Annotated in this window: 25 protein-coding genes and 2 tRNA genes; 13 read left to right on the forward strand and 14 right to left on the reverse strand. The window is 67.0% G+C overall.

Annotated elements, in window-relative coordinates; all coding sequences use genetic code 11:
* Window positions 1-65 precede the first annotated feature (65 nt).
* From ACAM58_RS11285 to ACAM58_RS11320, 8 genes are all read right to left on the reverse strand, one after another.
* On the reverse strand, window positions 66-440 hold the full coding sequence (locus ACAM58_RS11285; protein ID WP_012747411.1) for a hypothetical protein: 375 nt from the start codon (window positions 438-440) through the stop codon (window positions 66-68).
* Window positions 440-811: a helix-turn-helix transcriptional regulator gene (locus ACAM58_RS11290; RefSeq protein ID WP_049826085.1), complete on the reverse strand. Its 372-nt coding sequence runs from the start codon at window positions 809-811 to the stop codon at window positions 440-442. The genes ACAM58_RS11285 and ACAM58_RS11290 overlap by 1 nt, the downstream gene beginning before the upstream one ends.
* 72 nt (window positions 812-883) lie before the next feature.
* Window positions 884-2,095: an integrase arm-type DNA-binding domain-containing protein gene (locus tag ACAM58_RS11295; RefSeq protein ID WP_012747413.1), complete on the reverse strand. Its 1,212-nt coding sequence runs from the start codon at window positions 2,093-2,095 to the stop codon at window positions 884-886.
* 181 nt (window positions 2,096-2,276) lie between these two features.
* Window positions 2,277-2,353 (reverse strand) — tRNA-Arg (locus tag ACAM58_RS11300).
* A 68-nt stretch (window positions 2,354-2,421) separates the two neighbouring features.
* Entirely contained in the window at window positions 2,422-2,670 is a 249-nt protein-coding gene (locus ACAM58_RS11305) for a hypothetical protein (protein WP_018906141.1), read from the reverse strand.
* Between the two features lie 130 nt (window positions 2,671-2,800).
* Window positions 2,801-2,877 (reverse strand) — tRNA-Pro (locus ACAM58_RS11310).
* Window positions 2,878-2,912: 35 nt separating this feature from the next.
* Window positions 2,913-3,617 (reverse strand): glutathione binding-like protein, encoded by a 705-nt coding sequence (locus ACAM58_RS11315; RefSeq protein ID WP_018906140.1) that lies wholly within the window; start codon window positions 3,615-3,617, stop codon window positions 2,913-2,915.
* Window positions 3,618-3,720: 103 nt separating this feature from the next.
* Window positions 3,721-5,400, reverse strand: a complete 1,680-nt coding sequence (locus ACAM58_RS11320; RefSeq protein WP_230537907.1) for an FAD-dependent oxidoreductase — start codon at window positions 5,398-5,400, stop codon at window positions 3,721-3,723.
* A gap of 144 nt (window positions 5,401-5,544) precedes the next feature.
* Here ACAM58_RS11320 and ACAM58_RS11325 point away from each other — a divergent pair, with 144 nt between their 5' ends.
* From ACAM58_RS11325 to ACAM58_RS11345, 5 genes are all read left to right on the forward strand, one after another.
* Entirely contained in the window at window positions 5,545-6,405 is an 861-nt protein-coding gene (locus ACAM58_RS11325; RefSeq protein ID WP_018906138.1) for a GNAT family N-acetyltransferase, read from the forward strand.
* 176 nt (window positions 6,406-6,581) lie between these two features.
* Window positions 6,582-8,720 (forward strand): polyphosphate kinase 1, encoded by a 2,139-nt coding sequence (gene ppk1, locus ACAM58_RS11330; protein ID WP_230537906.1) that lies wholly within the window; start codon window positions 6,582-6,584, stop codon window positions 8,718-8,720.
* A gap of 19 nt (window positions 8,721-8,739) precedes the next feature.
* Window positions 8,740-9,201, forward strand: a complete 462-nt coding sequence (locus ACAM58_RS11335; protein ID WP_018906136.1) for a histidine phosphatase family protein — start codon at window positions 8,740-8,742, stop codon at window positions 9,199-9,201.
* A 144-nt stretch (window positions 9,202-9,345) separates the two neighbouring features.
* The gene (locus ACAM58_RS11340; protein ID WP_018906135.1) at window positions 9,346-10,128 is read left to right on the forward strand and encodes a hypothetical protein; all 783 of its coding nucleotides are present in this window, start codon (window positions 9,346-9,348) and stop codon (window positions 10,126-10,128) included.
* A gap of 167 nt (window positions 10,129-10,295) precedes the next feature.
* Window positions 10,296-11,147 (forward strand): hypothetical protein, encoded by an 852-nt coding sequence (locus ACAM58_RS11345; protein ID WP_012747420.1) that lies wholly within the window; start codon window positions 10,296-10,298, stop codon window positions 11,145-11,147.
* Between the two features lie 36 nt (window positions 11,148-11,183).
* On the opposite strand, the gene ACAM58_RS11350 is transcribed toward ACAM58_RS11345, so the two are convergent.
* Window positions 11,184-12,704, reverse strand: a complete 1,521-nt coding sequence (locus tag ACAM58_RS11350) for a Ppx/GppA phosphatase family protein (RefSeq protein WP_018906134.1) — start codon at window positions 12,702-12,704, stop codon at window positions 11,184-11,186.
* Between the two features lie 254 nt (window positions 12,705-12,958).
* On the opposite strand from ACAM58_RS11350, the gene pstS reads away from it, so the two are divergent.
* Genes pstS through phoR form a run of 7 tightly spaced genes read left to right on the forward strand, consistent with a single transcriptional unit; the run spans window position 12,959 to window position 19,611 of the window.
* Window positions 12,959-13,996 carry a phosphate ABC transporter substrate-binding protein PstS gene (pstS, locus tag ACAM58_RS11355; protein ID WP_012747422.1) on the forward strand — a complete coding sequence of 346 codons (1,038 nt, stop codon included), beginning with the start codon at window positions 12,959-12,961 and terminating at the stop codon, window positions 13,994-13,996.
* 31 nt (window positions 13,997-14,027) lie between these two features.
* The gene (gene pstC / locus ACAM58_RS11360; RefSeq protein ID WP_012747423.1) at window positions 14,028-15,107 is read left to right on the forward strand and encodes a phosphate ABC transporter permease subunit PstC; all 1,080 of its coding nucleotides are present in this window, start codon (window positions 14,028-14,030) and stop codon (window positions 15,105-15,107) included.
* The gene (pstA, locus tag ACAM58_RS11365) at window positions 15,104-15,988 is read left to right on the forward strand and encodes a phosphate ABC transporter permease PstA (protein ID WP_018906133.1); all 885 of its coding nucleotides are present in this window, start codon (window positions 15,104-15,106) and stop codon (window positions 15,986-15,988) included. Before pstC ends, pstA begins: the two co-directional genes overlap by 4 nt.
* A gap of 20 nt (window positions 15,989-16,008) precedes the next feature.
* On the forward strand, window positions 16,009-16,788 hold the full coding sequence (pstB, locus tag ACAM58_RS11370; RefSeq protein WP_012747425.1) for a phosphate ABC transporter ATP-binding protein PstB: 780 nt from the start codon (window positions 16,009-16,011) through the stop codon (window positions 16,786-16,788).
* A 16-nt stretch (window positions 16,789-16,804) separates the two neighbouring features.
* The gene (gene phoU / locus ACAM58_RS11375) at window positions 16,805-17,506 is read left to right on the forward strand and encodes a phosphate signaling complex protein PhoU (protein WP_012747426.1); all 702 of its coding nucleotides are present in this window, start codon (window positions 16,805-16,807) and stop codon (window positions 17,504-17,506) included.
* Between the two features lie 30 nt (window positions 17,507-17,536).
* Window positions 17,537-18,229, forward strand: coding sequence for a phosphate regulon transcriptional regulator PhoB (phoB, locus tag ACAM58_RS11380; RefSeq protein WP_012747427.1), 693 nt, complete (start codon window positions 17,537-17,539; stop codon window positions 18,227-18,229).
* A 44-nt stretch (window positions 18,230-18,273) separates the two neighbouring features.
* Window positions 18,274-19,611, forward strand: coding sequence for a phosphate regulon sensor histidine kinase PhoR (gene phoR, locus ACAM58_RS11385; protein ID WP_080642539.1), 1,338 nt, complete (start codon window positions 18,274-18,276; stop codon window positions 19,609-19,611).
* Here the strand turns inward: phoR and ACAM58_RS11390 are convergent.
* From ACAM58_RS11390 to ACAM58_RS11400, 3 genes are all read right to left on the reverse strand, one after another.
* Window positions 19,600-20,943, reverse strand: coding sequence for an MATE family efflux transporter (locus ACAM58_RS11390; protein WP_018906131.1), 1,344 nt, complete (start codon window positions 20,941-20,943; stop codon window positions 19,600-19,602). The genes phoR and ACAM58_RS11390 overlap by 12 nt on opposite strands.
* A 3-nt stretch (window positions 20,944-20,946) precedes the next feature.
* Window positions 20,947-22,674, reverse strand: a complete 1,728-nt coding sequence (locus ACAM58_RS11395; protein ID WP_018906130.1) for a membrane protein — start codon at window positions 22,672-22,674, stop codon at window positions 20,947-20,949.
* A gap of 84 nt (window positions 22,675-22,758) precedes the next feature.
* Complete coding sequence (locus tag ACAM58_RS11400; protein ID WP_007836661.1) at window positions 22,759-23,028, reverse strand: type B 50S ribosomal protein L31; 270 nt, start codon at window positions 23,026-23,028, stop codon at window positions 22,759-22,761.
* Window positions 23,029-23,187: 159 nt separating this feature from the next.
* Between ACAM58_RS11400 and ACAM58_RS11405 the strand changes: the two genes are divergently transcribed.
* Window positions 23,188-24,261 carry an oxidoreductase gene (locus ACAM58_RS11405; RefSeq protein ID WP_012747431.1) on the forward strand — a complete coding sequence of 358 codons (1,074 nt, stop codon included), beginning with the start codon at window positions 23,188-23,190 and terminating at the stop codon, window positions 24,259-24,261.
* 51 nt (window positions 24,262-24,312) lie between these two features.
* Here the strand turns inward: ACAM58_RS11405 and rho are convergent, their stop codons facing one another.
* Window positions 24,313-25,578 (reverse strand): transcription termination factor Rho, encoded by a 1,266-nt coding sequence (rho, locus tag ACAM58_RS11410; RefSeq protein ID WP_012747432.1) that lies wholly within the window; start codon window positions 25,576-25,578, stop codon window positions 24,313-24,315.
* 182 nt (window positions 25,579-25,760) lie between these two features.
* On the reverse strand, window positions 25,761-26,093 hold the full coding sequence (gene trxA / locus ACAM58_RS11415; protein ID WP_012747433.1) for a thioredoxin TrxA: 333 nt from the start codon (window positions 26,091-26,093) through the stop codon (window positions 25,761-25,763).
* Window positions 26,094-26,103 lie beyond the last annotated feature (10 nt).

The raw sequence follows: 26,103 nt of genomic DNA on the forward strand, positions 1-26,103 counted from the left end.
TAGCTCACCACCCCGACCACTGCGGCCGCGATTCGTGAGGGCTTCTTCGTTGCGGTGCTGCGCGTTCAGCCGGCCGCTCTGGTCCGTCGCTCGTCCTGTGCGCCTGCCCGGTTCATGTCGGCCAGCAAGGTCCTCATGTCCTCATAGCTGATGCGATTGGTATTGAACACCGCGTAAGTTGGTGTGCCGGGGTGAGTGCCCTCGCTGCTGGCAGTCGTCATCAGTTCGATGTCATTGAGCCGACCGGGCATCAGCAATTTGAAGAGCGCATCGAAATCTTCTCGGCGCGTTTGGTTCACGCTTGATCGAATGAAGCCCAGGCCTTCTTCGTGGTCCACATCCGTCACATAGCCTCGCTCGGACAGCACCTCCACCAACCGCTCAAAGTTCAATTCACCGCGGCGCACACGGCCGATCAGGCTCAGGTCGGAGCGATCCATCACGTTCTCGCCTCCTGCTTGGTCAACACCGTCTCCAGCATCTCGCTGGCGAATCCCTGCCTGGCTTTGGGCAGTTGCGCAATCGCCTCCATCTGCTGCTCCCACTTGGGCACCGGCCCGCGCCTGGTACGCGCCGCCTGCTGGCCTTTGCCGAACAGTTCCTCCAACGTCACCGACAGCGTGCGCGCCACCGTGGGCAGCGCCGACACTGGGATGCGCCGCGTGCCGGCCTCGTAGGCCTGCAGCGTCTGCTGCGCCACGCCCAGGGCCTCGGCCAGCTGAGTCTGGGGCAGGCTGCGCGCTTTGCGCAGCTGAGCGATGCGCTCGCCCATGGCCACAAAAAATTGGCGCTCTTCAGTGCTGATGGTCACGGCTGGTGGAGACAGGGTCGATGGAAAGAGAGCCACAACGATATCCAAGGGTGTTGCGGAACGCTGTCAAGATTACCGCATAGCAACCTGATACAGATAGTCTGCCCAGCGCTGCATCATGTCCTTGCGCTTGTCCATGAACTCCGCGCGGTCGTAGGCCGCACCCAGCGGCCCGCTCTTGCCATGGGCAAGCTGTGCCTCGATGACGTCGGGCGAAATGCCGTGCAATTGCTCCGCCATGACCGTGCGGGCCATTGCCCGAAAGCCATGGGCGGTCATCTCGTCGTTGGTGTATCCCAGCCTTCGCAACGCCGCGTTCACGGTGTTTTCGCTCATGGGGCGCTCTCCCGTGCGGATGCTGGGGAACACGTATCGGCCATGGCCGGTCAATGGCGCAATTTCCTCCAGTGTCTGCAGTGCCTGCTTCGCCAGCGGCACGAAGTGGGGACGGCCGTTGCGCTTTTCATGGAGCCTGCGCTTCATGTCCTGCGCCGGGATGGTCAGCATCGCCTTGTCGAGGTCGATCCAGGCCCATTCCATCGCACGGATGTTGCCGGGGCGCTGGAAGAGCAGGGCGGACAGGAGGAGGGCGGCGCGGGTGATCGGCTGTCCGCTGTAGCCGTAGATGGCGCGCATCAGTTCTCCGACCTTCTGCGGCTCCAGAACGGCGGCCATGCTCTTGGTGATCACCGGTCGGAGCGCCCCGTGTAGGTCGGGCGCCGGATTGCTCGCGCAACGGCCTGTCTGCACACCGTAGCGGAACACCTGTCCGGCGCACTGGCGCAAGGTGTGGGCCGTCTCGATGACGCCTCGGCTTTCGGCGCGCTTGAGCGCGTGCAGAAGATCCTTGGCCTGGATCGTGGCGATCGGCAGCTTGCCGATGTAGGGGAACAGGTCCTTGTCCATGATGCGCATCCAGCGCTCCGAATAGGACGCACTCCAACTGCTGGCCTTGGTGGCGTGGAATTCCCGCGCCAACGCCTCGAAGGTGTTCGCCGCTTCCACCGCCCGGGACAGTTTCTCCGCGCGCTTCGCGAGGCCGGGATCGACGTTGTCGGCAAGCAGCTCGCGGGCCTTGTCGCGCCGCTGCCGTGCCTTCGCGAGCGAGACCGCGGGGTAGACGCCCAAAGCCAGCGTCTTCGCCTTGCCGTTGAACCGGTAGTCCATGCGCCAGTACTTGCCAGCGGCCTTGACGCGCAGATACATGCCGCCACCATCCGCGTAGCGCTCGCCGATCTCACTGCCCTTGTGCTTCACTTGCCTCACGAAAGTGTCTGTCAGCATTGGATTTTTCTCCTTGCTGTCGGTACCTGGCTTTGGCAGCCGGGCAGATACCTGCAGAAGTACCGACAAAGTACCGACAAGACATGCTATGCCCCGATCTGTCGTGGCACAAAGAAAAACCCGCTTCTCCTCGAAGGAGAGCGGGTTTCAGGATGGTTCTGAGCTACTTGAAACTGGAAATTGGCCTGCCCGGAGGGGATCGAACCCCCGACAACCTGCTTAGAAGGCAGGTGCTCTATCCAACTGAGCTACGGGCAGATTCCGGGCCGAACGGAGCCCCGGATTCTACCCACATCCACCCTGGAGCCCGGCGTGCCGGAGGGCGCTCAGATCTGGACGAAATCGCCGACCGGCTCGAAGTTCTGGGCGGCCCATGCGCGCAGCAGATCGAGCGTCTGCGCTTCCGAGGGCCCGTAGGTCTGGTGCTGTGCCAGCGGCGTGGAATTGATCTCTTCCGTGGCGCGCAAGGGGCGGCGGCGGGGCATCCAGTACAGCGTGGCAGTGTGCGAGACGAGGTCCTGCGTGACCTGGACCAGGCCAGTCTGGTTGCCAATCTTCAGTTCGTAGTAGGACACGCCAACCCCGGTCAGTGATGATGTTGAATCGACTGTACGCGAGGAATTCACCGCAGGCTTTGTTTTTGCCGCGGCCGAAAAACAAGATGCCTGCAACAACGTGAGTCATTGCAGGCATTCGTATTTTTCTTGGTCGGGGCGAAAGGATTCGAACCTTCGACCCTCTGGTCCCAAACCAGATGCGCTACCAGGCTGCGCTACACCCCGACAAGCCTTCTATTCTAGCCCGAATAACTGCGCCCTCAGCGCTTCGCGTATTGGGTCTTGCCGAAAAGGATCTCGCGCTCCTTGTCGCCGGTGATCGGCTGGCGCAGGTCGGCCAGCACTTTCACGCCGCGCTGCACGGCGGGGCGCGCGGCAATGCCGTCGAACCATGCCTTCAGGTGCGGGTAGTCGGTGAGCGTGATGCCCTGGTTTTCCCAGCTGCGCAGCCACGGGAAGATCGCGATGTCGGCAATCGAATAGGTCTTGCCGGCAATGAACCTGTTCTTCGACAGCTGCTTGTCGATCACGCCGTAGAGGCGCTTGGCTTCGTTGCTGTAGCGCTCGATGGCGTAGCCGATCTTTTCGGGGGCATACATGCGGAAGTGATGCGCCTGGCCGAGCATGGGGCCGACGCCGCCCATCTGGAACATGAGCCACTGCAGCACGTCGTAGCGCTCGCGGTCGGTCCTGGGCAGCAGCTGGCCGGTCTTGCCGGCCAGGTAGACGAGGATGGCGCCCGATTCGAAGAGCGAGATCGGCTTGCCGTCCGGACCATCGGGGTCGGTGATGGCGGGGATCTTGTTGTTGGGACTGATCTGCAGGAACTCGGGCGCGAACTGGTCGCCCTTGCCGATGTTGATCGGGCGGGCGTTGTACGGCAGGCCGCACTCCTCCAGCATGATGTGAATCTTGTGGCCGTTGGGCGTGGGCCAGGAATAGACCTCGATGGGCGATGCAGGCATGTCGCGGGCTCTCCGTTGTTGGGGTTGGTCGTGATGCGAGGCAGGCAGCATATACGCGGCCATCCGCACGTGTGCAGCGCCGGGAATTACGGGCGCAGCGCGGTCATGCAACGGCCGAGTTGGACGACAGGTGCTGGTGGATCAGCGCGACCACGGCCGCGCCTTCGCCGATGGCACCGCCCACGCGCTTGACCGAACCCGAGCGCACGTCGCCCACGGCAAAGACGCCCTGCACGCTGGATTCCAGCGCAGTGGAGGGTCGGGCCGGAAAGCCGCTGCTGGCCGCATCGCCCGTCAGCACGAAGCCATGCTTGTCGACCGAGACGCCGCAGCCGTCGAGCCAGCTGGTCTCGGGCTCGGCGCCCACGAAGAGGAAGATGTTGCGCGCATCGCAGTCGTGCTCGTTGCCCGTGGTCTGGCAGCGCCAGGTTGCACCGGTCAGTCCTTCGCCGGAATCGCCGTTGAGCTTCACCAGCTGGGTATGCGGATGCAGTTCGATGTTGGGCGTGGCCTCGATGCGGTCGATCAGGTAGCGCGACATGCTGGCCGCGAGCGACGGGCCGCGCACCAGCACGTTGACCTTGGCCGCATGGCGCGACAGGAACACCGCGGCCTGTCCGGCCGAGTTGCCGCCGCCGACCAGCGCAACCTCCTGCTGCGCGCAGAGCTTGGCCTCGATGGCCGAGGCCCAGTACCAGATGCCGCGGCCCTCGAACTCGGACAGCCTCGGCACGTCGGGCCGCCGGTAGCGTGCGCCGCTGGCAATCACCACCGTGCGCGCGTTGATGGTGCGGCCATCGGCCAGTGCGATGCGCAGCGCGTCCATGGGGTTGTCGCGCGAGCAATCGAGCGACGTCACCTTGGCCGGGATCAGCATCTCGACACCGAACTTCTGGGCCTGCACGAAGGCCCGGCCCGCGAGCGCCTGGCCCGAGATGCCGGTGGGAAAGCCCAGGTAGTTCTCGATGCGCGCACTCGCGCCGGCCTGCCCGCCGAAGGCGCGGCAGTCGAGCACGATCACGCGCAGCCCTTCGGAGGCGGCATACACCGCGGTGGCGAGGCCGGCAGGGCCGGCGCCGACCACCGCCACGTCGAACAGCTCGTTGTGCTCCGCGGTATCGACCATGCCCAGGCAGCGGGCCAGCGCGTCTTCGGCGGGGTTGACCAGCACCGAGCCGTCGGGGCACACGGCCAGCAGCTTGCAGGTGCCGTACTGTTCCAGCAGCGCGGCGGCGCCCGGGTCTTCGGCCGCGTCGACCAGGTGGTAGGGATGCCCGTTGCGGCGCAGGAAGTTCTCCAGCCGCGCCATGTCGGGCGATTCCGGCCGGCCGATCAGCACCGGCCCGCTGGCGCCGGATTCGATCAGCGCCACGCGCCGCAGGATCAGCGCGCGGGTGATGCGCTCGCCAAGGTCGGCCTCGGCCACCAGCAGCGCGCGCAGCTGCGCGGGCGGCACGATCAGCGCTTCCACTTCTTCCTCGGCATGGCCGTCGACCAGGGCAGGGCGGCCGCTCAGTTGGCCGACTTCGGCAAGGAACTCGCCCGGGCCCTGGCGCACGATGGGCACCACGTGCCCGAGCCCGTCGCGCTGCGTGACCGCCACCACGCCCTTGAGCAGAACGAACATGCCGGGGCCCGTTTCGCCGGCGGTGAACAGCCGCTCCCCGCGGGCGAAGCGCTGCACGGTGCCGAAGTGCGCGATGCGCGCGATTTCGGTATCGCTCAGGACGGGAAAGGTCTGGTGGAGGCGGTTGTCGAAATTGCTGCTTGCGGCTGTGGCCATTTGAGAAAACTCCATGTCGCGACCCACCGCATTAGACATCCAGGAAGCCTCAAAACACGCGGTAACACCGTCATGCAACTGCAATGGCGCTGACATACCCGTTTCACCGCGGGTGCAGAGACTCCTTCAGCAGAAAGGGTCTCCATGAAAGAACTGCCCAACCCGACGTTCCCGCTGTCGCAGCTCGGCCTGCGCGCCGCCCTGTGGCCCGTCCCTGCGGCCACGCCCGCATCGGCGCCCGCTGCCGTGCTCGCGCCGCCGGCCATCGTCGATGCCAGGCAAGGCATCACCGTGAGCTGGGCCCGCCACCTGGACGACGTGCGCGCAGCACAGCGCCTGCGCCACGAGGTGTTCGTCGGCGAAATGGGCGCCCGCGTGAGCACGCCGCTGGCCGGCCACGACATCGATTTGTTCGACGACTTCTGCGAGCACCTGCTGGTGCGCGAGGAACGGACCGGGCAGGTGATCGGCACCTACCGCGTGCTCACGCCGGCCCAGGCCCGGCGCGTGGGCAGCACCTACAGCGACACCGAATTCGACCTGACCCGGCTGCGCGACCTGCGCGAGCGCATGGTCGAGCTGGGCCGCAGCTGCGTGCATCCCGACCACCGCCAGGGCGGCGTGATCCTCGCGCTGTGGGGAGCTCTTGCGGGCTTCATGCACCGCAACAAGCTCGACACCATGATCGGCTGCGCGAGCATTCCGATGTCGCACAACGGCGTGACCAGCGGCGATGCGGCGGCCAGCATCTGGCGGCAGCTGTCGGCCAGCCACATGGCGCCGATCCAGTACCAGGTGCAGCCGCGCCTGCCGCTGCCGGTGGAACGGCTCGACGGCGCGCTCGACGTCGAGCCGCCCGCGCTCATCAAGGGCTACCTGCGCTTGGGTGCCAAGGTGCTGGGCGCGCCGGCCTGGGACCCGGACTTCAACACGGCGGACCTGCCGATGCTGATGCGCATCGACGACCTGCCGCCGCGCTACCGCAAGCACTTTCTGGGCGCATGAAGCCAGCGGCCGCCCGGCCCGATGCCGGGCCGTCCGCCTCTTCGCCCGGCACGGGGCTGCCCAAGGGTGGCCCGCAGGCGTCACACGGCGGTCACGAAAACGTCACAAACGAGGGCGACACTGTCATATTTCAGCCTACATGTGCTCCCGTGCCGCTTGCCCCAGAATCAGTGCCCATGCAACCTGCTCCCGCTGACCGCACGCCCGCGGTCGCGGCAACGGCCCTCACGCTGCTCGACCGCGATCACAGCATCCTGTCGTTCAACGAGCGCGTGCTCGACTGGGCCCGCAGGCCTGAAGTGCCGCTGGTCGAGCGCCTTCGCTACCTCTGCATCGTTTCATCGAACCTCGATGAATTCTTCGAGGTGCGCGCCGCGCCGCACCTGATTGCCAGCAGCGCCGGCGACCAGAAGGGCGCCTACACGATCGAATCGTTCGAGCGCCTGGCCGAGGCCGCCCATGCGCTGGTGGCGCGCCAGTACGCGCTCTACAACGACGAGCTGATGCCGACCTTCGCAAAGCACGGCATCCACATCATTTCGCACGGTGAACGCAATCCGGCGCAGCGCAAGTGGGTCAGCGAATATTTCGAGCGCGAAGTGCGCCCGCTGCTGATCCCGGTCGGGCTGGACCCGGCGCACCCGTTTCCGCAGGTGGCCAACAAGTCGCTCAATTTCATCGTGCGGCTCGGCGGCAAGGACGCCTTCGGGCGCGAGAACCCGATCCAGATCGTGAAGGTGCCGCGCGTGCTGCCGCGCGTGATCCGCATGCCGGCCAAGGTGTCGGACGGCAAGACGCTGTTCGTGGCGCTGTCGAGCGTGGTGCGCGCCCATCTGTCGAGCATGTTCCCGGGGCGCGAGGTGGGCGATTTCTCGCAGTTCCGCGTCACGCGGCATTCCGACCTGGCGGTCGACGAGGAAGACGTCAAGAACCTGCGCACCGCATTGCGCCAGGGGCTGCAGCACCGGCACTACGGGCAGGCCGTGCGGCTCGAGGTGTCGGCCAGCTGCGCGGAGTCGCTCGCGAGCTTCCTGCTGGCGCAATTCAACCTGCCGCCGCAGGCGCTCTACCGCGTGCACGGCCCCGTCAACCTGGCCCGGCTGACCCAGCTGATCGACCTGCTGGAGGAGCCGCAGCTGCTGTTTCCGCCGTACTCGGCCTCCTACCCGGTCACGCTGTCGCCGGCGCAGTCGTTCTTCGAGCGGCTGCAGCACGGCGACGTGCTGATCCACCAGCCCTTCGAGAGCTTCGACGGCGTGCTCGCGTTCCTGCGCGAGGCTGTGCTGGACCCGCAGGTGCTGGCCATCAAGCAGACCATCTACCGCACGGGCACCGATTCCGAGCTGATGGACCTGCTGCGCGAGGCCGTGCGCCGCGGCAAGGAAGTGACGGTGGTGGTGGAGCTCAAGGCCCGCTTCGACGAAGAGGCCAACATCAACTGGGCCGAAATGCTCGAGTCGATCGGCGCGCAGGTGGTGTATGGCGTGGTGGGCCTGAAGACGCACGCCAAGATGCTGCTGGTGACGCGCCGCGAGGGCAAGCAGATGCGCCGCTACGGCCATCTTTCCACCGGCAACTACAACCCGCGCACCGCCAGGCTCTACACCGACATCAGCCACCTGACGGCCGATCCGCTGCTCACGGCCGACATGGAGGCCGTGTTCGTGCACCTGGCAAGCCAGAGCCGGCTGCCCAAGCTCAACCGCATGTGGCTCGCGCCGTTCGACCTGCACAAGAACCTCATTGCGCAGATCGACGCGCTCAGCCTGGCCGCGGCCACCGGCGAGCCGACCCGCATCGTCGCCAAGATGAATGCGCTGACCGACGACGCCCTGGTGGCCGCGCTGATGCGCGCCGGCCAGAACGGCGTGAAGATCGACCTCATCGTGCGCGGCGCCTGCACGCTGCCCGCGCAGGTGCCGGGCCTGACCGACAACATCCGCGTGCGTTCGGTGATCGGGCGTTTTCTCGAGCACTCGCGCGTTTTCTACTTCCGCAATGGCGAGGACGAGTCGCTCTACCTGTCGAGCGCCGACTGGATGAACCGCAACATGATGCGGCGCATCGAGCTGGCCTGGCCGGTGACCGACCCCGGCCTGCGCCAGCGCCTGATCGACGAATGCCTGGTTGCCTACCTGCACGACGGCCGCGACGCTTGGGACCTGGGCGGCGACGGCATCTACACGCGCGTCGACCACGACACCCACGCCGGCGAGGCGGGCGCGTCGCGCGCCGTCGAGGCGCACGGCGCACAGGCGGCACTCATGAACCGGTATGCATCGCGAGGCCATCACGCCGATGCACCCAGCAACTGACGACCGAAAGACGACAACCATGGACTTGATCTTCTGGCGCCATGCCGAAGCCGAGGACTGGACCGAGGGCTGCGACGACCTGCAGCGTTCCCTGACCGCGCGCGGCGAGAAGCAGGCCAAGCGCATGGCCAGCTGGCTCGACCGGCAGCTGCCCGACGGCACGCGCATCATCTGCAGCCCCGCGCGGCGCTGCGAGCAGACCGCGCTTGCGCTCGGCCGCAAGTACAAGCTGCGTGCTGAACTCGCCCCAGACACCACCGCCGAGGCCATGCTGGCTGCGGCCGGCTGGCCCAACGGCAAGTCGGTGGTGTTGATGGTCGGGCACCAGCCTTCGGTGGGGCAGGCGATTTCGCTGCTTCTTGGCCTGAAGCAGGACAGCTGCCCGGTGCGCAAGGGTTCGCTCTGGTGGATTCGCACGCGTGAACGCGATGGCGACGTGCAGACCGTCGTGGTGACGGTGCAGTCGCCCGAGCTCCTCTGAGCTGAAGGATCCAGGGGCTGAAAATTTGCCCGAATCTGTAAACTAATTGACGAATTCGGTGGGGCGCGGCAGTGCCATGTAGGCACAATGATTGCGTGAGATGCATTTAGACACAAATTGCATCTTTAACTTACATCCGCCCCCATGAAGACGCTTGTTTCGCTGCTGATCTCTGCAGCTCTGCTGGCCGGCTGCGCCACGAGCCCACCCGAACCCGCGCCGCAGGCTCGCCGCGATGCCACCCGCTCGATCACCAGGATCGAACTCGTCTACAACGAGCAGGACCAGCTGTCCGTGATGGATGGCGGTGGCTCGGCGATCGTGGGCTGGGCCGGGATCTTCGGGCCTGTCGGCACGCTGGTGGCCCTTGGCGTGGAGGTCGGCACCCGGGTGACGCTGGCCAGCCGCACCGAGCGGCGCAGCAAGGAGTTCACGGCCGCCGTGAAAAGCAGCGGGGCGATGCCGCTCAACAGGCAGTTCGCGGAGCAGCTGGCGGCGCGCCTGCGGTCCGGCGGCCGCGAAGTGAAGCTGACACCCGCCGCGCGCATGGACGGCGAGCTCGCCCAGATGAAGGCGCCCGGCTTCGAACCCACCCCGGGCTACAGCACCTTGCTCGTGCGGGTCACCACGACCTACGGGGCTCCCGACATGACGTCGAGCTTCAAGCCCTTCGTGGCGATCGAGCAGTCGCTGCAGGACGAACAGCAGGCCGTTCTTCACCAGACCACCCACACCTCCGACCTGGAGGAGCCGGCCTACCTGGCCTACGACGGCCTGCTGCAGGACACGGCCAGGGCGCAGGACGGCCTGCGGCAAGGCCTTGCCCGGATCGTCCAGCCTGCCTACGCCGGCATGTTCGGCGAAGACGCGCCGCCGCGCCTCGCCAGTTCGGACACCACCCGGACCGCCAGCCTCCTCGCCAAGTGAAGCGGCCCTGCTAGCCGCAGCCAGAGGCCGCGGGCAGGCGCTTTGTCATGGCCGCGCGCAGGGGTGGCGGGGCGCTTGTCTCCCGGCAAAAAGTGCGCACCGCTCATGTGCGCGGGCGGCGCGATTCCTACAGTGGTTCACATCGGCCAAACCACTGGGGAACACGCATGAAACTGCCCAACCCGCTGCCAAGAAGCTTCATGGACCTGCTGCGCCTGGACGCGGGCATGTCGTTGCAGAAGCTGACCTCCCTGATCGTCGCCACCGCCCTCCTGGCGGGGTGTGCGGCCGATGCGTCCAAACCCACGCTGCTGGCGCGCCAGGAAGCCACCCGGTCGGCCGCAAAGGTCGAACTCATCTACAACGAGGAAGACCAGCTGATCGTCACGGATGGCGGCGGCTCGGGGCTCACCGGATTTGCCGGGCTGCTCCTGGGGCCCATCGGCGCGCTGCTCGCCCTCAGCATCGACACCAACAGCCGGATGACCATGGCCGCCCGCACCGACCAGCGCAGCAAGGAGTTCACGGCGGCCGTCAGGAACAGCGGCGCGGCCATGACGCTCAACAGGCAGTTCGCGGAGCGCCTGGCGGCGCGCCTGCGCGAAAGCGGCCGCGAAGTGAAGCTGACGCCCTTCATGCGCGCCACCGGACCGGCCGGCGAGATGAAGGTGCCGGAGCTCCAGCCCACGCCCGGCTACAGCACCTTGATCCTGCGGATCACCACGGCGTACGGCGCGGCCGATGCAACCTCGAGCTTCAAGCCCTTCATTTCGGTGGAGCAGCTGCTCAGGGACGAGCGGCAGTCCGTCGTGCACCAGACGGCGCATACCGCCGACGTGACCGAGCCCACCTATTTCAGCTACGACGGCCTGCTCAAGGACACCGCGATGGCCCACGAGGGGCTGAAGCAGGGGCTGGACCGCATCGTGCAGCCCGCCTACGCCGGCATGTTCGGGGGCGACCAGCCGCGCGCGATTCCTGCGGAAGCCACCCGCACTGCCGGCCTCGACGCGAAGTAGTCCGAAATGAGGCGAAGTGGGCCGAAGTGAGGCGGCTCAGGCCCCGCTGAGCTCCACGCGCCAGCTGCTGGTCTTCTGCCAGGCCAGCACTTCCTCGCGCAGCAGGTGCGCGGACTGCGGATAGGCTTCGGCCCAGTCGGGCGCGCAGGCAATCGTGAAGGCCCTGGCGCCCAGCGCCGCAAGGTGCAGCGCCTGTGGATCGGGATCGCGGCGCGCATGGCACAGGATCACCGCCAGCCGCAGCGACAGCAGCTGCGTCACGAAGGTCTCGTCGTCGAGCGCGGCGTCGAGCTTGCGCAGCTTCCCGCGCTGGCCCAGCACCAGCTGGCCGAGCGCATGCAGTTCGTTGACGGCAAAGCCCGGGGCGTCGGTGTTGTCGAGGATGTAGGCGCCGTGCTTGTGATAGTCGCTGTGCGAGACCAGCGTGCCGATCTCGTGCAGCTGCGCGGCCCAGCCGAGCTTGCGCAGCGCCCGCCCGGCGCGGCTGCCGGGGCTGCCGCCGCGCGCTGCCGGGGTGAGCTGCACGAACAGGGCCGCCGCGGTGTCGCCCACCCGCCTGGCCTGCGCCGCATCGACCGCGAACCGGCTCGCCAGCCGCGCCACGGTGGCCGTGCGCATGTCGGCCACGCTCTCGTCGCGCTCCAGCAGTTCATAGAGCACGCCGTGGCGAAGCGCACCCTGGGCGACTCGCATCTCCTCGATGTCGAGCAGGTCGAACACCGCGCGCAGCACGCTCACGCCGCCGCCGATGACCGGCTTGCGGTCTTCGCGCATGCCGTCGATGCGCAGCTTGTCGGTGCTGCCGGCCTTCAGGAGGCGGTCGACCAGCCAGTCGAGGCCGTCGCGGGTGATGAGCCCTGGCTCGCCGCCCGCCGCGGCCAGCACGTCGCCCACGGCGCCGATGGTGCCGGAGGCGCCATAGGCCACGTCCCACTGGTCGCGGGTGTAGCTGGACAGCGCGTCGTCCAGCACCGCCTTGGCGGCCACCTCGGCGGCGCGGAATGCGCCCTGGGTGAAGAGGCCTTCCCCGAAGTGCTTCATCGACCAGGCGACGCTGCCCACGCGGTAGGACTCCATCAGCTCGGCGTCGAGCGCGCGGCCGATGATCATTTCGGTGGAGCGCCCGCCGATGTCCACCACCAGGCGGCGCTCGCGGTCGGAGGCGTCGGTGTGCGGCAGCATGTGCGCCACGCCCTGGTAGATCAGGCGGGCTTCCTCCCGGCCCGGGATCACGTCGATGCCGAAGCCCAGGATGGTGCGCGCGCGCAGCAGGAATTCCTCGCGGTTGCGTGCCTCGCGCAGTGTCTGGGTGGCGACGGCGCGCACCTGCGAGCGCTTGAAGCCGGCCAGCCGCTCGCCAAAACGGGCGAGCGCGTCCCAGCCCCGCTGCATGGCCTCGGCCGTGAGATTGCGGGCGCTGTCCAGGCCGTTGCCCTGGCGCACCGTTTCCTTCAGGTACTCGGTGCGGTGGATCTGGCCGTGGTCGACCTGTCCGATCTCGAGCCTGAAGCTGTTCGAGCCGAGATCGACGGCGGCGAGGCGGGTGCCGTTTTGCATGTAGTTGTCGTGGAAGAAGGCGGGTGGCTTCGATCGTAGCGCCGTGGCGGGCGCGCGGCCTTCCGGATCGCCGGTGGCGAGGCTCGCAAGGCTAGGCGCGGCGAATGACGGTTGTGTGACAGCGTCACACGAGCCGCAGGGGAAAGGGCGGCATTTTCCCTCGACAGCGGGGTGTCACACCGATGTCACACAAGCTTTCTAGAGTCCGTTCCAAGCCCGAAAGGGACTACTTCTTACTTCTAAAGGAAGCCTCCATGAAAACGACTTTCAAGTTTGCAGCCGCCGGCCTCGTGGCCGCGGTGTTTGCCCAAGTTCCTGCCTTTGCACAAGACGTGACCGGCGCCGGCGCCAGCTTCCCGGCACCGCTGTATGCCAAGTGGGCCTCCGATTTCAACAAGGCCACCGGCGTCAAGATCAACTACCAGTCGGTCGGCTCGGGTGCCGGCCTCAAGCAGATCGAAGCCAAGACGGTCGATTTCGGCGCGTCCGACGCGCCCCTGAAGGACGAAGAACTCCAGGCCAAGGGCCTGATGCAGTTCCCCACCGTCATCGGCGGCGTGATTCCCGTGGTGAACATCCCCGGCATCAAGCCCGGCGAGCTGAAGCTCAACGGCCAGGTGCTGGGCGACATCTACCTGGGCAAGATCACCAAGTGGAACGACCCCGCCATCAAGGCGCTGAACGGCTCGCTGGCCCTGCCTGACGCCGCCATTGCACCGGTTCGCCGCGCCGACGGCTCGGGCACCAGCTTCCTGTTCACCAACTACCTGAGCAAGGTCAACGCCGAGTGGAAGACCAAGGTCGGCGAAGGCACGGCCGTGAACTGGCCCACCGGCGCGGGCGGCAAGGGCAACGAAGGCGTCGCAGCCTTCGTGAACCGCCTGCCCAACTCGATCGGCTACGTCGAGTACGCCTACGTCAAGCAGAACAAGATGACCTACGCCCAGCTGCAGAACGCGGCCGGCAACTTCGTCTCGCCCGAGGACACGGCCTTCAAGGCCGCCGCCGCCGCCGCCGACTGGAACAAGAGCTTCTACCAGGTGCTGACCAACCAGGCCGACAAGGGCGCATGGCCCATCACCGGCGCGACCTTCATCCTGATGCACAAGGTGCAGGACAAGCCCGCCAATGCCACCACGGTGCTCAAGTTCTTCGACTGGGCCTACAAGGGCGGCGACAAGACGGCCGACGACCTCGACTACGTGCCGATGCCCGATGGCGTGAAGGCCACGATCGCCAAGGCATGGGGCGAAGTGAAGGACGCGTCGGGCAAGCCGGTCGCGTTCAAGTAAGCAACCCCATCAAGCCCAGGACGGCGCACCCATGAGCAGCACTTCGCTCGAGGATGCGCCGCTTTCGTCATTGCCGGAGCGACCCGTGTCATCCACCTATCCTGCCTCCGCATCCACGCTCGACCTCGCGGCCGAACGCGGCCGCGCCACCGCACCACCGCCCGCCAAGGCACCGCGTTCGGGCCCCATGGCCGACCGCCTGTTCGGCTGGGCCGCCAAGGGCGCCGCGCTGCTCACGCTCGCGATGCTGATCGGCATCCTGCTGTCGCTGATTGCCGGCGCATGGCCCGCCATCTCGAAGTACGGCCTCGGCTTTCTGACCAGCAGCGTCTGGGACCCGGTGCAGAACGAGTACGGCGGCCTGGTCATGATCTACGGCACGCTGGCCACCTCGGTCATCGCGCTGGTGATCGCGGTGCCGGTGAGCTTCGGCATTGCGCTGTTCCTGACCGAGCTCTCGCCCAGCTGGCTCAAGCGTCCGCTGGGCACGGCCATCGAACTGCTCGCCGCCGTGCCGTCGATCGTGTACGGCATGTGGGGCCTGCTGGTGTTCGGGCCGATCCTTTCCACCTGGGTGCAGCAGCCGCTGCAGAAGCTGCTTGCCGGCGTGCCGTACCTTGGCGCGCTGGTGTCCGGCCCGCCCGTGGGCATCGGCATTCTCTCGGCCGGCATCATCCTCGCGATCATGATCATTCCGTTCATCGCCTCGGTGATGCGCGACGTGTTCGAAGTGACGCCGCCGCTGCTCAAGGAGTCGGCCTACGGCCTGGGCTCCACGACCTGGGAAGTGGTGTCGAAGGTCGTGCTGCCCTACACCAAGGCCGGCGTGATCGGCGGCATCATGCTGGGCCTGGGCCGGGCGCTGGGCGAGACGATGGCGGTCACCTTCGTGATCGGCAACATGAACCAGCTCAACTCGCTTTCCGTGTTCGAGGCGGCCAACAGCATCACCTCGGCACTGGCCAACGAATTCGCCGAGGCCGGCGCGGGCCTGCACCAGGCCGCGCTGATGTACCTCGGCCTGGTGCTGTTCTTCATCACCTTCGTCGTGCTGACGCTGTCGAAGGTGCTGCTGGCCCAGATGAAGAAGAGCGAAGGGACCAAGGCATGAGCACCGCTCAAAACCTGCTGAATGCGAAGGCGCTCGCCGAAACGCGCCAGGCCAAGTTTGCCGCGCGCAACCGCGTCAACAAGATCGCGCTCACGCTGTCGCTCGCGGCGATGGTGTTCGGCGTGTTCTGGCTCGTCTGGATCCTGTGGGAAACGCTGCGCCTGGGCCTGGGCGGCCTGGCGCTCGCCACCTTCACCGAGATGACGCCGCCGCCGAACGAGGCGGGCGGCATCGCCAACGCGATCTTCGGCTCGTTCGTGATGGTGGCGCTGGCCACCTTCGTGGGCACGCCCATCGGCATCATGGCCGGCATCTACCTGGCGGAGTACAACCCCAAGGGCTGGCTGTCGTCGGTGACGCGCTTCGTCAACGACATCCTGCTGTCGGCGCCGTCGATCGTGATCGGCCTGTTCATCTATGCGGTGGTGGTGGCGTACTTCAAGACCTTCTCGGGCCTGGCGGGTGCGCTGTCGCTCGCGCTGATCGTGATCCCGGTGGTCATCCGCACCACCGAGAACATGCTGCAGCTGGTGCCGCCGGGGCTGCGCGAAGCGGCCTATGCGCTCGGCACGCCCAAGTGGAAGGTCATCCTGAGCATCACGCTGCGCGCGGCGCGCGCCGGCGTGGTCACGGGCGTGCTGCTGGCGGTGGCGCGCATCGCGGGCGAAACCGCGCCGCTGCTCTTCACCGCGCTCAACAACCAGTTCTGGACCGCCGACATCAGCCAGCCGATGGCCAGCCTGCCGGTGACGATCTTCAAGTTCGCGATGAGCCCGTACGAGAACTGGCAACAGCTGGCCTGGGCCGGCGTGTTCCTGATCACCGTGGCCGTGCTCGCCCTCAACATCCTGGCGCGGGTCCTCACGCGCAACAAACTCTGATTCAAGAAGAAGTAGCAACCATGCCAAACATCGCCGCACAACCGTCGCGCTCGAAGATCTCGGTCAAGGACCTGAACTTCTACTATGGCAAGTTCCATGCGCTCAAGGGCATCAACCTCGAGATCCCCGAAAACAAGGTGACGGCCTTCATCGGCCCGTCGGGCTGCGGCAAGTCGACGCTGCTGCGCACCTTCAACCGCATGTTCGAGCTCTACCCCGAGCAGCGCGCCGAGGGCACCATCGCGCTGGACGGCGAGAACCTGCTCACCTCCAAGCAGGACGTGGCGCTGATCCGCGCCAAGGTCGGCATGGTGTTCCAGAAGCCCACGCCGTTCCCGATGTCGATCTACGACAACATCGCCTTCGGCGTGAAGCTGTTCGAGAACCTGAGCGCGAGCGAAATGGACGACCGCGTGGAATGGGCGCTCAAGAAGGCCGCTCTCTGGACCGAAGTGCGCGACAAGCTGCAGCAAAGCGGCTCGGGCCTCTCGGGCGGCCAGCAGCAGCGCCTGTGCATTGCACGCGGCATTGCCATCAAGCCCGAGGTGCTGCTGCTCGACGAACCCTGCTCCGCGCTCGACCCGATCTCCACGGCAAAGATCGAAGAGTTGATCGCCGAGCTGAAAAACGAGTACACCGTGGTCATCGTGACGCACAACATGCAGCAGGCTGCACGCTGCAGCGACTACACCGCCTACATGTACCTGGGCGACCTGATCGAGTTCGGCGCGACGGAACAGATGTTCTTCAAGCCGCAGCGCAAGGAGACCGAGGACTACATTACCGGCCGTTTCGGCTGATGCCAAGGAGGCACACATGACTGAAAAACATCTCTCCAGCCAGTTCGACAGCGAACTCAACGGCGTCTCGTCGCGCGTGATGGAGCTCGGCGGCATGGTCGAGGCGCAGATCCACCAGGCGGTGTATGCGCTCTTGCAGTTCGACCCCGACGCTGCCGACCGCGTGATGGAAACCGAGACGCGCGTCAATGCGATGGAGATCGAGATCGACCGCGAGCTGTCGTCGATCATCGCGCGGCGCCAGCCGACGGCGCGCGACCTGCGCCTCTTGATCGCCATCTCCAAGACCACGGCCAACCTGGAGCGCGTGGGCGACGAGGCCAACAAGATCGCGCGCATGGTCAAGTCGATCATCGAGAGCGGCTCGGCCCGCGCGCTGCCCTCGAACGAGCTGCGCATCGCGGCCGACCTGGCCTCGGGCCTGCTGCGTACCGCGCTGGACGCGTTCGCTCGGCTGGACACGGCCGCGGCGCTGTCGATCCTGAAGGACGACGACCTGATCGACAAGGAGTTCGACGGCTTCGTGCGCAAGCTGGTCACCTACATGATGGAAGACCCGCGCACGATCTCGGCCAGCCTCGACCTGCTGTTCCTGGCCAAGGCCATCGAACGCATCGGCGACCACGCCAAGAACATCGCCGAGTTCATCATCTACATCGTCAAGGGCGCCGATGTGCGGCACACTTCGATGCAAGAGATCGAATCGGCGCTGCAGTAACAGAGCGAGCGCAAGTCTCCCAAAGAAAGCATGAAGAAACCCCGAGTCCTGATCGTCGAAGACGAGTCCTCGATCGCCGAGCTGATCGCCGTCAACCTGCGCCACAACGGCTTCGAGCCGATCTGGTCGGAAGACGGCGCGGCAGCGCAACGCGAGATCGACGCCTTCCTGCCGGACCTGATCCTGCTCGACTGGATGCTGCCCGGACAGAGCGGCCTGCAACTCGCGCGCCAGTGGCGCAAGGACCCGCGCACCAAGGCCATCCCGATCCTGATGCTCACCGCGCGCGGCGACGAGCCCGACAAGGTGGCCGGCCTCGATGCGGGCGCCGACGACTACATCACCAAGCCGTTCTCCACCCAGGAAATGCTCGCGCGCATCCGCGCCGTGCTGCGCCGCCGCGCGCCCGAGGTGGTGACCGAGCGCGTGGAGATCGGCGAGCTCGCGCTCGACACCGCCACGCACCGCGTCACCTGGCAGGGCAATGCGCTCAAGGTGGGGCCGACCGAGTTCAAGCTGCTGGCCTACCTGATGCAGCACGCCGAGCGCGTGCACAGCCGGGCGCAACTGCTCGACAAGGTCTGGGGCGACCACGTCTACATCGAGGAACGCACGGTCGACGTGCACGTCAAGCGCCTGCGCGAATCGCTGGGCGCCGCCTCGCCGATGGTCGAGACGGTGCGCGGCGCGGGTTACCGCCTGACGGCCCAAGTCACGGTTTGAGCCCCGCTGCTTTCACGGGCCGCGGGCGCGGATAATCGCCCGCCATGCCTTTCCGTATTGCTACTTTTCTAATAGCGTCCCTCGTAATGGGAGTGGGCGCTGCAGCCATTTTCGGCTGGAAGTTCGGATGGCTGGGCGCCTGGCTGGGCGCGGTGCTGTGGCTCGCGCTCGACGCCTGGCGGGCCGAGCGCCTGCTCAAGGTGCTTCGCAACAACGCGGCGGGCCTGCCGACGCGCGGCGCCGGCGTGTGGGGCGAGCTCGCGGAGCGCATCCGCAAGCTGCTGCGCGACCGCGAACAGCAGACCCGCCAGGCCGAAGACCGCCTGCAGGAATTCCTGGCCGCCATCCAGGCCTCTCCCAACGGCGTGATCCTGCTCGACGAGCAGGGCCGCATCGAGTGGTGCAACCAGACGGCAGCCGGCCAGTTCGGCATCGATGCCGAGCGGGATCTGCTGCAGCATCTTGCGAACCTGGTCCGCGACCCGGCCTTCGTGGCCTACCTGGCCTCGTGGAACTACAGCCGCGATGTGGTCATCGATGCCTCAGGCCCCGGGCAGGGGCACCAGCGCAGCCATCCGGTGCGCCTGTCGGTGCAGGTGCATCCCTATGCGGGCAACCGCCGCATGCTGCTGACGCGCGACATCACGGCGGTCGAGCAGGCCGAAGCCATGCGGCGCGACTTCGTCGCCAACGTGTCGCACGAGATCCGCACGCCGCTCACCGTGCTGGCGGGCTTTGTGGAAACGCTGCAGAACCTGCCGCTCGATGCGGACGAGCGCGCGCGCTACCTCTCGCTCATGAGCCAGCAGTCGCATCGCATGGAAACCCTGGTCAACGACCTGCTGACGCTGTCGCGGCTCGAGGGCAGTGCGGCGCCATCGGGCAACCAGTGGATCCGCATCCGTGCGCTGCTCGCCCAGTGCGAAGACGAGGGACGGGGGCTGTCGGGCCGGCTCGCGCCGCAGGGGCATCGCCTTTCCTTCGCGATCGAGGCCGAATCTGAAATCTCGGGCGCCCCGACAGAGCTGCAAAGCGCCATGTCGAACCTGCTGAGCAACGCCATCCGCTACACGCCCGGCGGCGGCGAGGTCGCGGTGAGCTGGCGGCTGCTGCCCGACGGGCGCGGCGAATACGCGGTGCGCGACACCGGCCCCGGCATTGCTGCCGAGCACATCCCGCGCCTGACCGAACGCTTCTACCGCATCGACCGCAGCCGCTCGCGCGAAACCGGTGGCACCGGCCTGGGCCTGGCCATCGTGAAGCACATCGCGCAGCGGCATGGCGCCGAACTGCGGATCCAGAGCACGGTGGGCAAGGGCTCGCGTTTCGCGCTGGTGTTCCCGGCAACCCGCGTGCGGGAAGCGCGGCTGCTAGCGAAGTGAGCGGCGCATCGTCCAGCGCAGCAGCGCTCCGAACAGCAAGGCCGTGAGCGCGAGCGCTCCGGCGCTCATGAGCCAGAACGCCAGCGGCGACTGCATGGCGGGCCAGGGCCCCAGCCCGCGGTAGGCCAGCAGGTAGCTGCCGCCCAGGCCCACTCCCCAGAGCAGCGTGCAATAGACCACCAGCGGCACCAGCGTGACGCGGTAGCTGCGCAGCACGAACACGCACAGCGTCTGCAGCGCATCGGCAAAGTGATAGGCCGCCACCACCAGCAGCAGCGCCGCGGCCACTGCGATGACGGCCGGATTGTCGGAATACACGTGGGCCAGCCTGAAGCGCAGCGCCACCATGGCGCCCGCGAAGAACAGCGCGCAAAGGGCAGTGAGCTCGAAGCCCAGGCGGCAGGCGCGGCGGGCCTTGGCGGCCTTTCCGGCGCCGAGCCAGAAGCTCACGCGCGCGCTGGTGGCAATGGCCAGCGAGAGCGGCACCATGTAGGCCACCGCCAGCAGGTTCGAGGCGATCTGGTGCGCGGCGGCGGCGGCGGTGCCCAGGCGCGCAATGAACAGCGCCATCAGGGTGAACGAGGTCACTTCCACCAGCACGGCCAGGCCGCCGGGAATGCCCAGGCTCGCGAACTGGCGGATCTGCCGCCAGTCGGGCGCTTCGATGCGTTCCCAGAGCCGGTAGTCGCGGTAGAAGGCGCTGCTGCGCAGCAGCCACACGGCGCAGGCCAGCATGGCCCAGTTCACGCACAGCGTGGCCCAGGCGCAGCCCACCAGGCCCATGGCCGGCAGGCCCGCGCCGCCGAAGGCGAACCAGATCGACAGCGGCAGCTTCACGCACAGCGAGCCCAGCTGGAGCCAGGTCACCACCTGCGGCTTGCCCAGGCTCTGGTTCAGGGTGCTGAACAGGCGGAACAGCAGGGCCGGCGGCAATGCGAAGGCGAGCACCCCCAGATAGGTTTCCACTTCGCCGCGCATCGCGGGCGGCACCTGGGTCCAGCGCAGCACCGCGCCCGGCAGCAGCAGCACGGCCATGCCGACGGCAATCGCGATGGCAGCCAGGTAGAGCGACTGCCGCACGGAGCGGCCGACTTCGCTTCTGCGGTCCGCGCCGTGCAGCTCCGCCCAGACCGGCAGCAGCGCCTGCAGCACGCCCATCAGCGAGACGAACACGCTGATGAAGACGGCCGCGCCCACCGACAGCGCGGCCAGCGCGTTCTCGGAATAGCGGCCGGCCACGATGGTGTCGGTCACGCCGAACGCCATCACGGCCAGCTGGCCCACCAGCACCGTGCCGGCGTGCCGCGCAATCAGGCCTCGTTCGCCGCTCACTTGCTAGGGCGCAATCTTCTGGTAGAGCAGCAGGTCGTCGCTCGCGCTACTGGGCCGCCGCAGCGTGCCGCTGAAACGCCAGTGCTCCAGGCGGATGATGGTGTGCAGCCGCTCGATGGTTTCGGGGCTGACCAGCAGCCAGGGGCAATCGGTGCCGAGCAGCAGCGGCTGCAGGTTGAACTGGCCGTGATGCCGCAGCGCCGCAATGTGCGCGCGGCTCAGCGCAAGCTCGGCGATGCAGCTCGGCTGCCCGACCCGCTCGGCCACCGCCCGCACCTGAGGCGCGTAGCTGCGCGCGTAGTCGATCGGAGGCAGCCACAGCGTCATCAGCAGCATCCAGCACAGAGCGGTGCCGCCGGCCGGCAGCACCAGCGTTTTCCAGAGCGCCGCGCGGTGGCGCCCGGTGCGCCAGCGCACCACCCAGCACCAGGTGATGGTGGCGGCCAGCGCCAGCGCGAATGCGGTGGGCGAGAACCCTGGCACGAACCCGGGCACCAGCCGTGCCACGCTGGCGGCCGGCTTGGTCGGCACGCCGGTCTGCATCGCGATCCAGTAGATCCATCCGAGCACGGCCAGTCCGCTGAAGAACAGCACGTTGAACCAGTCGATCAGCGCCGCCGCGCTGCGCCGGAAGGTCGGCAGGGCAAAGGCGGCCAGCGTCGCGAGTGCGGGCAGCGCCAGCAGCAGCGAGCGGTCGGAATAGTCGGTGGTCCAGGTCGCGGCCAGCGGCACCAGCGCAAACCAGAACGGCAGCGCCACATGGCGCGCGGTGAGCTGGCGGCGCCAGCGCCACAGCGTCCAGATCGCGAGCGGCCAGACCGGCCAGGTGAACCACACCAGCAGCTTGGCCTGGCTGCGCACGTCGCCCAGCACCGAGGTGCTGCTCGGATGATGGCCCGGCAGCTGGATCTTCCATTGCAGCAGGCCCAGCCCGAGCGCCAATGCCGCGGCCACCAGCGCCACCGCGCTCATCGTGGCGAGCGCACCGCGGGTGTAGCCGGGGCTTTCGTCGGAATCGGCGCTGGCGGTGCGCCGCTCGTAGGCGATGAATAGCGCGCTGCCCACCGCCAGCGCGAGGCCGACCGTGGGACCGCCGCTCAGGGTCATGCCGATGGTGCCGACCAGCAGTGCGATGACCGGTCCGGTGCGCCGGTAGGGCAGTGCCGCCACGCCATAGAACAGATGCGACGCGAAATACAGCTGTGCCAGCGCCGGCGTGGTTTCATGGCCCAGCTGGGCGAGGCCCAGGCAGGCGATCAGCGCCAGCAGGCCGCCGTCGGCAATGGCGCGGGCGTAGTCGGTGGGCCGCGCCTCGCCGCCGAAGGCGAACGCCACCGGCTGGGCCCGCGAGGTGCGCGCGAGGTAGTAGACCGCGTACCAGGTGGCGGTGAAGGTGCCCCAGAGCAGCAGCGCAAAGACGATGCGCACCGCCAGGTCGGGGTTCACCCAGGAGGGCGCGATCTTGATGGCCCAGGCGCCGATCCAGTAGGGAAGCAGCGCCGGCGTTTCAGGGCGCAGGCCCAGCAGCAGGGGATCGAACCAGCGGGAGATGCCTTCGGTGTTGCGCGCCAGTTCGGCCATGTAGCCGAAGGAGGTGATGTCGGCGCTTTTCCAGGGGCCGCGCCCCACCAGGCCCGGCAGCAGGTAGGCGGCGCACAGCAGCAGCAGTGCCAGGCGCGGCAGCCGGCGCACGGCGCTCTGGGCAACGATCGCGGGAGTGGGCTGATTCACAGGGTGGGAATGAACGTCGGTCTTGGGAAAGAAAAAAAGGGCAGCGCGGTAAACCGGGCTGCCCTCGATGCGAAAGCGCGTGCTTTACTTGGAAGCAGCGCCGGTGGTCTTGCCGAAGCGGTTGCGGAACTTCTCGACGCGACCGCCCATGTTGTCGACCGACTTTTGCGTGCCCGTGTAGAACGGATGCGATTCGCTCGTGGTGTCGAGCTTGAACAGCGGCAGCTCGCGGCCGTCGTCGGTTTTGCCCATTTCCTTGGTGTTCGCGCACGAACGGGTCACGAACTTGAAGCCGTTCGACATGTCGACGAACAGGATTTCGCGGTAGTTCGGGTGGATGCCTTCTTTTGCCATGGTCTTTCCTTTGGGGTCGATGCGAGAGCCACAAGCGTGCCCAAGAGGGGCAAGCCGTTCCCAGGAGGGAATTCGCAGGGCAAGACGCCCGGCTGCACTTTTCGCGGAGCCGGCGATTATCGCATACTGTCCTGATTTGAGCGAAGGACGGCCCTCCAGATGACCTCCAGAACCCTGCGCGCCGGCCTCGTCGGCTATGGCTTTGCCGGCCAGACCTTCCATGCGCCGGTGCTTTCGGCCGTGCCCGGGCTCGAACTGGCGGCCGTGGCAAGCTCCCGCCCGCACAAGGTCCACGCCGACTGGCCTGGCGTGGCCGTGGTGCCCGATGCGGCCGCGCTCGTGGGCCGGCCGGACATCGACTTGGTGGTGGTGGCCACCCCCAACGCCCAGCACCATCCCGTGGCCAAGGCGGCCCTGGAGGCCGGCAAGCATGTGGTGGTGGACAAGCCGTTCACGCTCGACGTGGCCGAAGCCAGGGAGCTCGAATTGTTGGCTCGGCGCAACAATCGTGTGCTGGCGGTCTATCAGAACCGGCGTTTCGACGCCGACTACCTCACGCTCAAGGACCTGCTGGCGAGCGGAGAACTCGGCCGGCTGGTGTACCTGGAATCGCATTTCGACCGCTTTCGCCCCGAGGTGCGCGACCGCTGGCGCGAGCAGAAAGTGCCGGGCGCGGGCCTTTGGGTCGACCTGGGCGCTCATCTGGTCGACCAGGCGGTCCAGCTGTTCGGAAGGCCCGACACGCTGCAGCTCGACACCGCGGCCTTGCGCGACGGCGCGCAGGTCGAGGACTATTTCCACGCCGTGCTGCGCTACGAAAGCGGCCCGCATGCACCGCTGCGCGTGGTGCTGCACGCCACCACGCTCGCGGCCCATGCCGCGCCGCGCTACATCGTCCATGGCACGCGCGGCAGCTACATCAAGCACGGCGTCGATCCGCAGGAAGACGCGCTGCGCGCCGGCCAGCGGCCGCCGATGGCGGGGTGGGGCGCCGATCCGCAGGACGGCGAACTCGTGGTGCCCGCCAGCGACGGCGGCGAGCCGCAGCGCCGGGTCTGGCCCACGCGGGCCGGCAACTACCTCGACTACTACGCCGCGGTGCGCGACGCGATCCTGGGCAACGGCCCGAACCCGGTGCCGCCCGAGCAGGCTGTCGCGCTGATGGAACTGCTCGACATCGGCCAGCAGAGCGCGGCCGAGGGCCGGGCGATCCGCATCATCGACCGCCCATGAAAAAAGCGCGTTGACCCGAGGGCCAACGCGCTTTTGCGGCGAGCGTGGTGCTCAGCCTCCGCGACGCATCATGTCGAAGAATTCGACATTCGTTTTCGTCGCCTTCATGTTCTTGAGCATGAGCTCCATCGACTCGATCTCGTCCATGTTGTACATGAGCTGGCGCAGGATGCGGGTCTTCTGCAGGATCTCGGGCGCCAGCAGCAGCTCTTCGCGGCGCGTGCCGCTGCGGTTGAGCTGGATCGACGGGAACACGCGCTTTTCGTACAGGCGGCGGTCCAGGTGGATTTCGGAGTTGCCGGTGCCCTTGAACTCTTCGAAGATCACTTCGTCCATGCGGCTGCCGGTGTCGATCAGCGCGGTGCCGATGATGGTCAGCGAGCCGCCTTCCTCGACGTTGCGCGCGGCGCCCAGGAAGCGCTTGGGGCGCTGTAGCGCGTTGGAGTCGACGCCGCCGGTCAGCACCTTGCCCGACGAGGGCACGACATTGTTGTAGGCGCGCGCGAGGCGGGTGATCGAGTCGAGCAGGATCACCACGTCCTTCTTGAGCTCGACCAGGCGCTTGGCGCGCTCGATCACCATTTCGGCCACGTGCACGTGGCGCGCAGCGGGCTCGTCGAAGGTCGAGGCAATGACCTCGCCCTTCACGGTGCGCTGCATTTCGGTCACTTCTTCGGGCCGCTCGTCCACCAGCAGCACCATCATGTGCACTTCGGGGTAGTTGGCGCTGATCGCGTGGGCGATGTGCTGCATCATCACCGTCTTGCCGCTCTTGGGCGGCGCCACCAGCAGGGCGCGCTGGCCCTTGCCGATGGGGGCGATGATGTCGATGATCCGGCCCGTGATGTTCTCGTCGCTCTTGATGCCGTCGCGCTCCAGCTTCATCTGCTCCTTGGGGAACAGCGGCGTCAGGTTCTCGAACATCACCTTGTGCTTGTTCTGCTCGGGCGGACCGTCGTTGACCTTGTCGAGCTTGGTCAGCGCGAAGTAGCGCTCGCCGTCCTTGGGCGTGCGCACTTCGCCTTCGATCATGTCGCCGGTGTGCAGGTTGAAGCGGCGCACCTGGCTCGGCGAGATGTAGATGTCGTCGGTGCTGGCCGTGAAGCTGGTGTCGGGGCTGCGCAGGAAGCCGAAGCCGTCGGGCAGGATTTCGAGCACGCCGTCGGCAAAGACCTGTTCGCCGGCCTTGGCGCGCTTCTTGATGATCGCGAACATCAGCTCCTGCTTGCGCATGCGGCCGACGTTTTCGATCTCAAGCGCTTCAGCCTGCTTGAGGACTTCAGACACGTGGAGTGCCTTGAGTTCGTTTAAGTGCATGGAATGACCCCTTGCGGGGCAATCGATCGGAAAAACGGGGGGAGGTTTGATGTGAGGCGAGAGCTGCCTCACAAACCGGGGAACTCGAACCGGTTACCTCGAAGGGGCCGGTGATCTGTGGGAGATTATGACAGCAAAAAACCGTCCGGCCAACGCATTGCGCGCTGGCCGGGTGAAATGCCTCAGGCGAGCTGCTGGTCGATGAAGGCCGTGAGCTGCGCCTTGCTCATGGCGCCGACCTTGGTGGCGGCCAGCTGGCCGTCCTTGAACAGCATGAGCGTGGGGATGCCGCGGATGCCGAACTTGGCCGGGATGTCGCGGTTCTCGTCGACGTTGAGCTTGGCGATCTGCAGCTTGCCTTCGTAGGCGGTCGACACTTCGTCCAGGATGGGTGCGATCATCTTGCAGGGGCCGCACCATTCGGCCCAGTAGTCGACCAGCACGGGCTGGCTGGACTTGAGCACGTCGGCTTCGAAGGAAGAATCGGAGATGTGTTTGATCAGGTCGCTGGCCATGTGATGTGTC

The sequence above is a fragment of the Variovorax sp. V116 genome, assembly GCF_041154435.1.
GTDB lineage: Bacteria > Pseudomonadota > Gammaproteobacteria > Burkholderiales > Burkholderiaceae_C > Variovorax > Variovorax paradoxus.

Bases quoted from the DNA above. Each gene is read 5' to 3' on its own strand.
- ACAM58_RS11295 (WP_012747413.1), bottom strand. From the start codon at position 2,095: ATGCTGACAGACACTTTCGTGAGGCAAGTGAAGCACAAGGGCAGTGAG.
- phoB (WP_012747427.1), top strand. From the start codon at position 17,537: ATGAAGAAACCCCGAGTCCTGATCGTCGAAGACGAGTCCTCGATCGCC.
- pstB (WP_012747425.1), top strand. From the start codon at position 16,009: ATGCCAAACATCGCCGCACAACCGTCGCGCTCGAAGATCTCGGTCAAG.
- ACAM58_RS11345 (WP_012747420.1), top strand. From the start codon at position 10,296: ATGAAACTGCCCAACCCGCTGCCAAGAAGCTTCATGGACCTGCTGCGC.
- phoU (WP_012747426.1), top strand. From the start codon at position 16,805: ATGACTGAAAAACATCTCTCCAGCCAGTTCGACAGCGAACTCAACGGC.
- ACAM58_RS11325 (WP_018906138.1), top strand. From the start codon at position 5,545: ATGAAAGAACTGCCCAACCCGACGTTCCCGCTGTCGCAGCTCGGCCTG.
- ACAM58_RS11350 (WP_018906134.1), bottom strand. From the start codon at position 12,704: ATGCAAAACGGCACCCGCCTCGCCGCCGTCGATCTCGGCTCGAACAGC.
- ACAM58_RS11400 (WP_007836661.1), bottom strand. From the start codon at position 23,028: ATGGCAAAAGAAGGCATCCACCCGAACTACCGCGAAATCCTGTTCGTC.
- ACAM58_RS11320 (WP_230537907.1), bottom strand. From the start codon at position 5,400: ATGGCCACAGCCGCAAGCAGCAATTTCGACAACCGCCTCCACCAGACC.
- pstA (WP_018906133.1), top strand. From the start codon at position 15,104: ATGAGCACCGCTCAAAACCTGCTGAATGCGAAGGCGCTCGCCGAAACG.
- trxA (WP_012747433.1), bottom strand. From the start codon at position 26,093: ATGGCCAGCGACCTGATCAAACACATCTCCGATTCTTCCTTCGAAGCC.
- ACAM58_RS11335 (WP_018906136.1), top strand. From the start codon at position 8,740: ATGGACTTGATCTTCTGGCGCCATGCCGAAGCCGAGGACTGGACCGAG.
- ACAM58_RS11405 (WP_012747431.1), top strand. From the start codon at position 23,188: ATGACCTCCAGAACCCTGCGCGCCGGCCTCGTCGGCTATGGCTTTGCC.
- phoR (WP_080642539.1), top strand. From the start codon at position 18,274: ATGCCTTTCCGTATTGCTACTTTTCTAATAGCGTCCCTCGTAATGGGA.
- rho (WP_012747432.1), bottom strand. From the start codon at position 25,578: ATGCACTTAAACGAACTCAAGGCACTCCACGTGTCTGAAGTCCTCAAG.
- ACAM58_RS11340 (WP_018906135.1), top strand. From the start codon at position 9,346: ATGAAGACGCTTGTTTCGCTGCTGATCTCTGCAGCTCTGCTGGCCGGC.
- ppk1 (WP_230537906.1), top strand. From the start codon at position 6,582: ATGCAACCTGCTCCCGCTGACCGCACGCCCGCGGTCGCGGCAACGGCC.
- ACAM58_RS11285 (WP_012747411.1), bottom strand. From the start codon at position 440: ATGGATCGCTCCGACCTGAGCCTGATCGGCCGTGTGCGCCGCGGTGAA.
- pstC (WP_012747423.1), top strand. From the start codon at position 14,028: ATGAGCAGCACTTCGCTCGAGGATGCGCCGCTTTCGTCATTGCCGGAG.
- ACAM58_RS11315 (WP_018906140.1), bottom strand. From the start codon at position 3,617: ATGCCTGCATCGCCCATCGAGGTCTATTCCTGGCCCACGCCCAACGGC.
- pstS (WP_012747422.1), top strand. From the start codon at position 12,959: ATGAAAACGACTTTCAAGTTTGCAGCCGCCGGCCTCGTGGCCGCGGTG.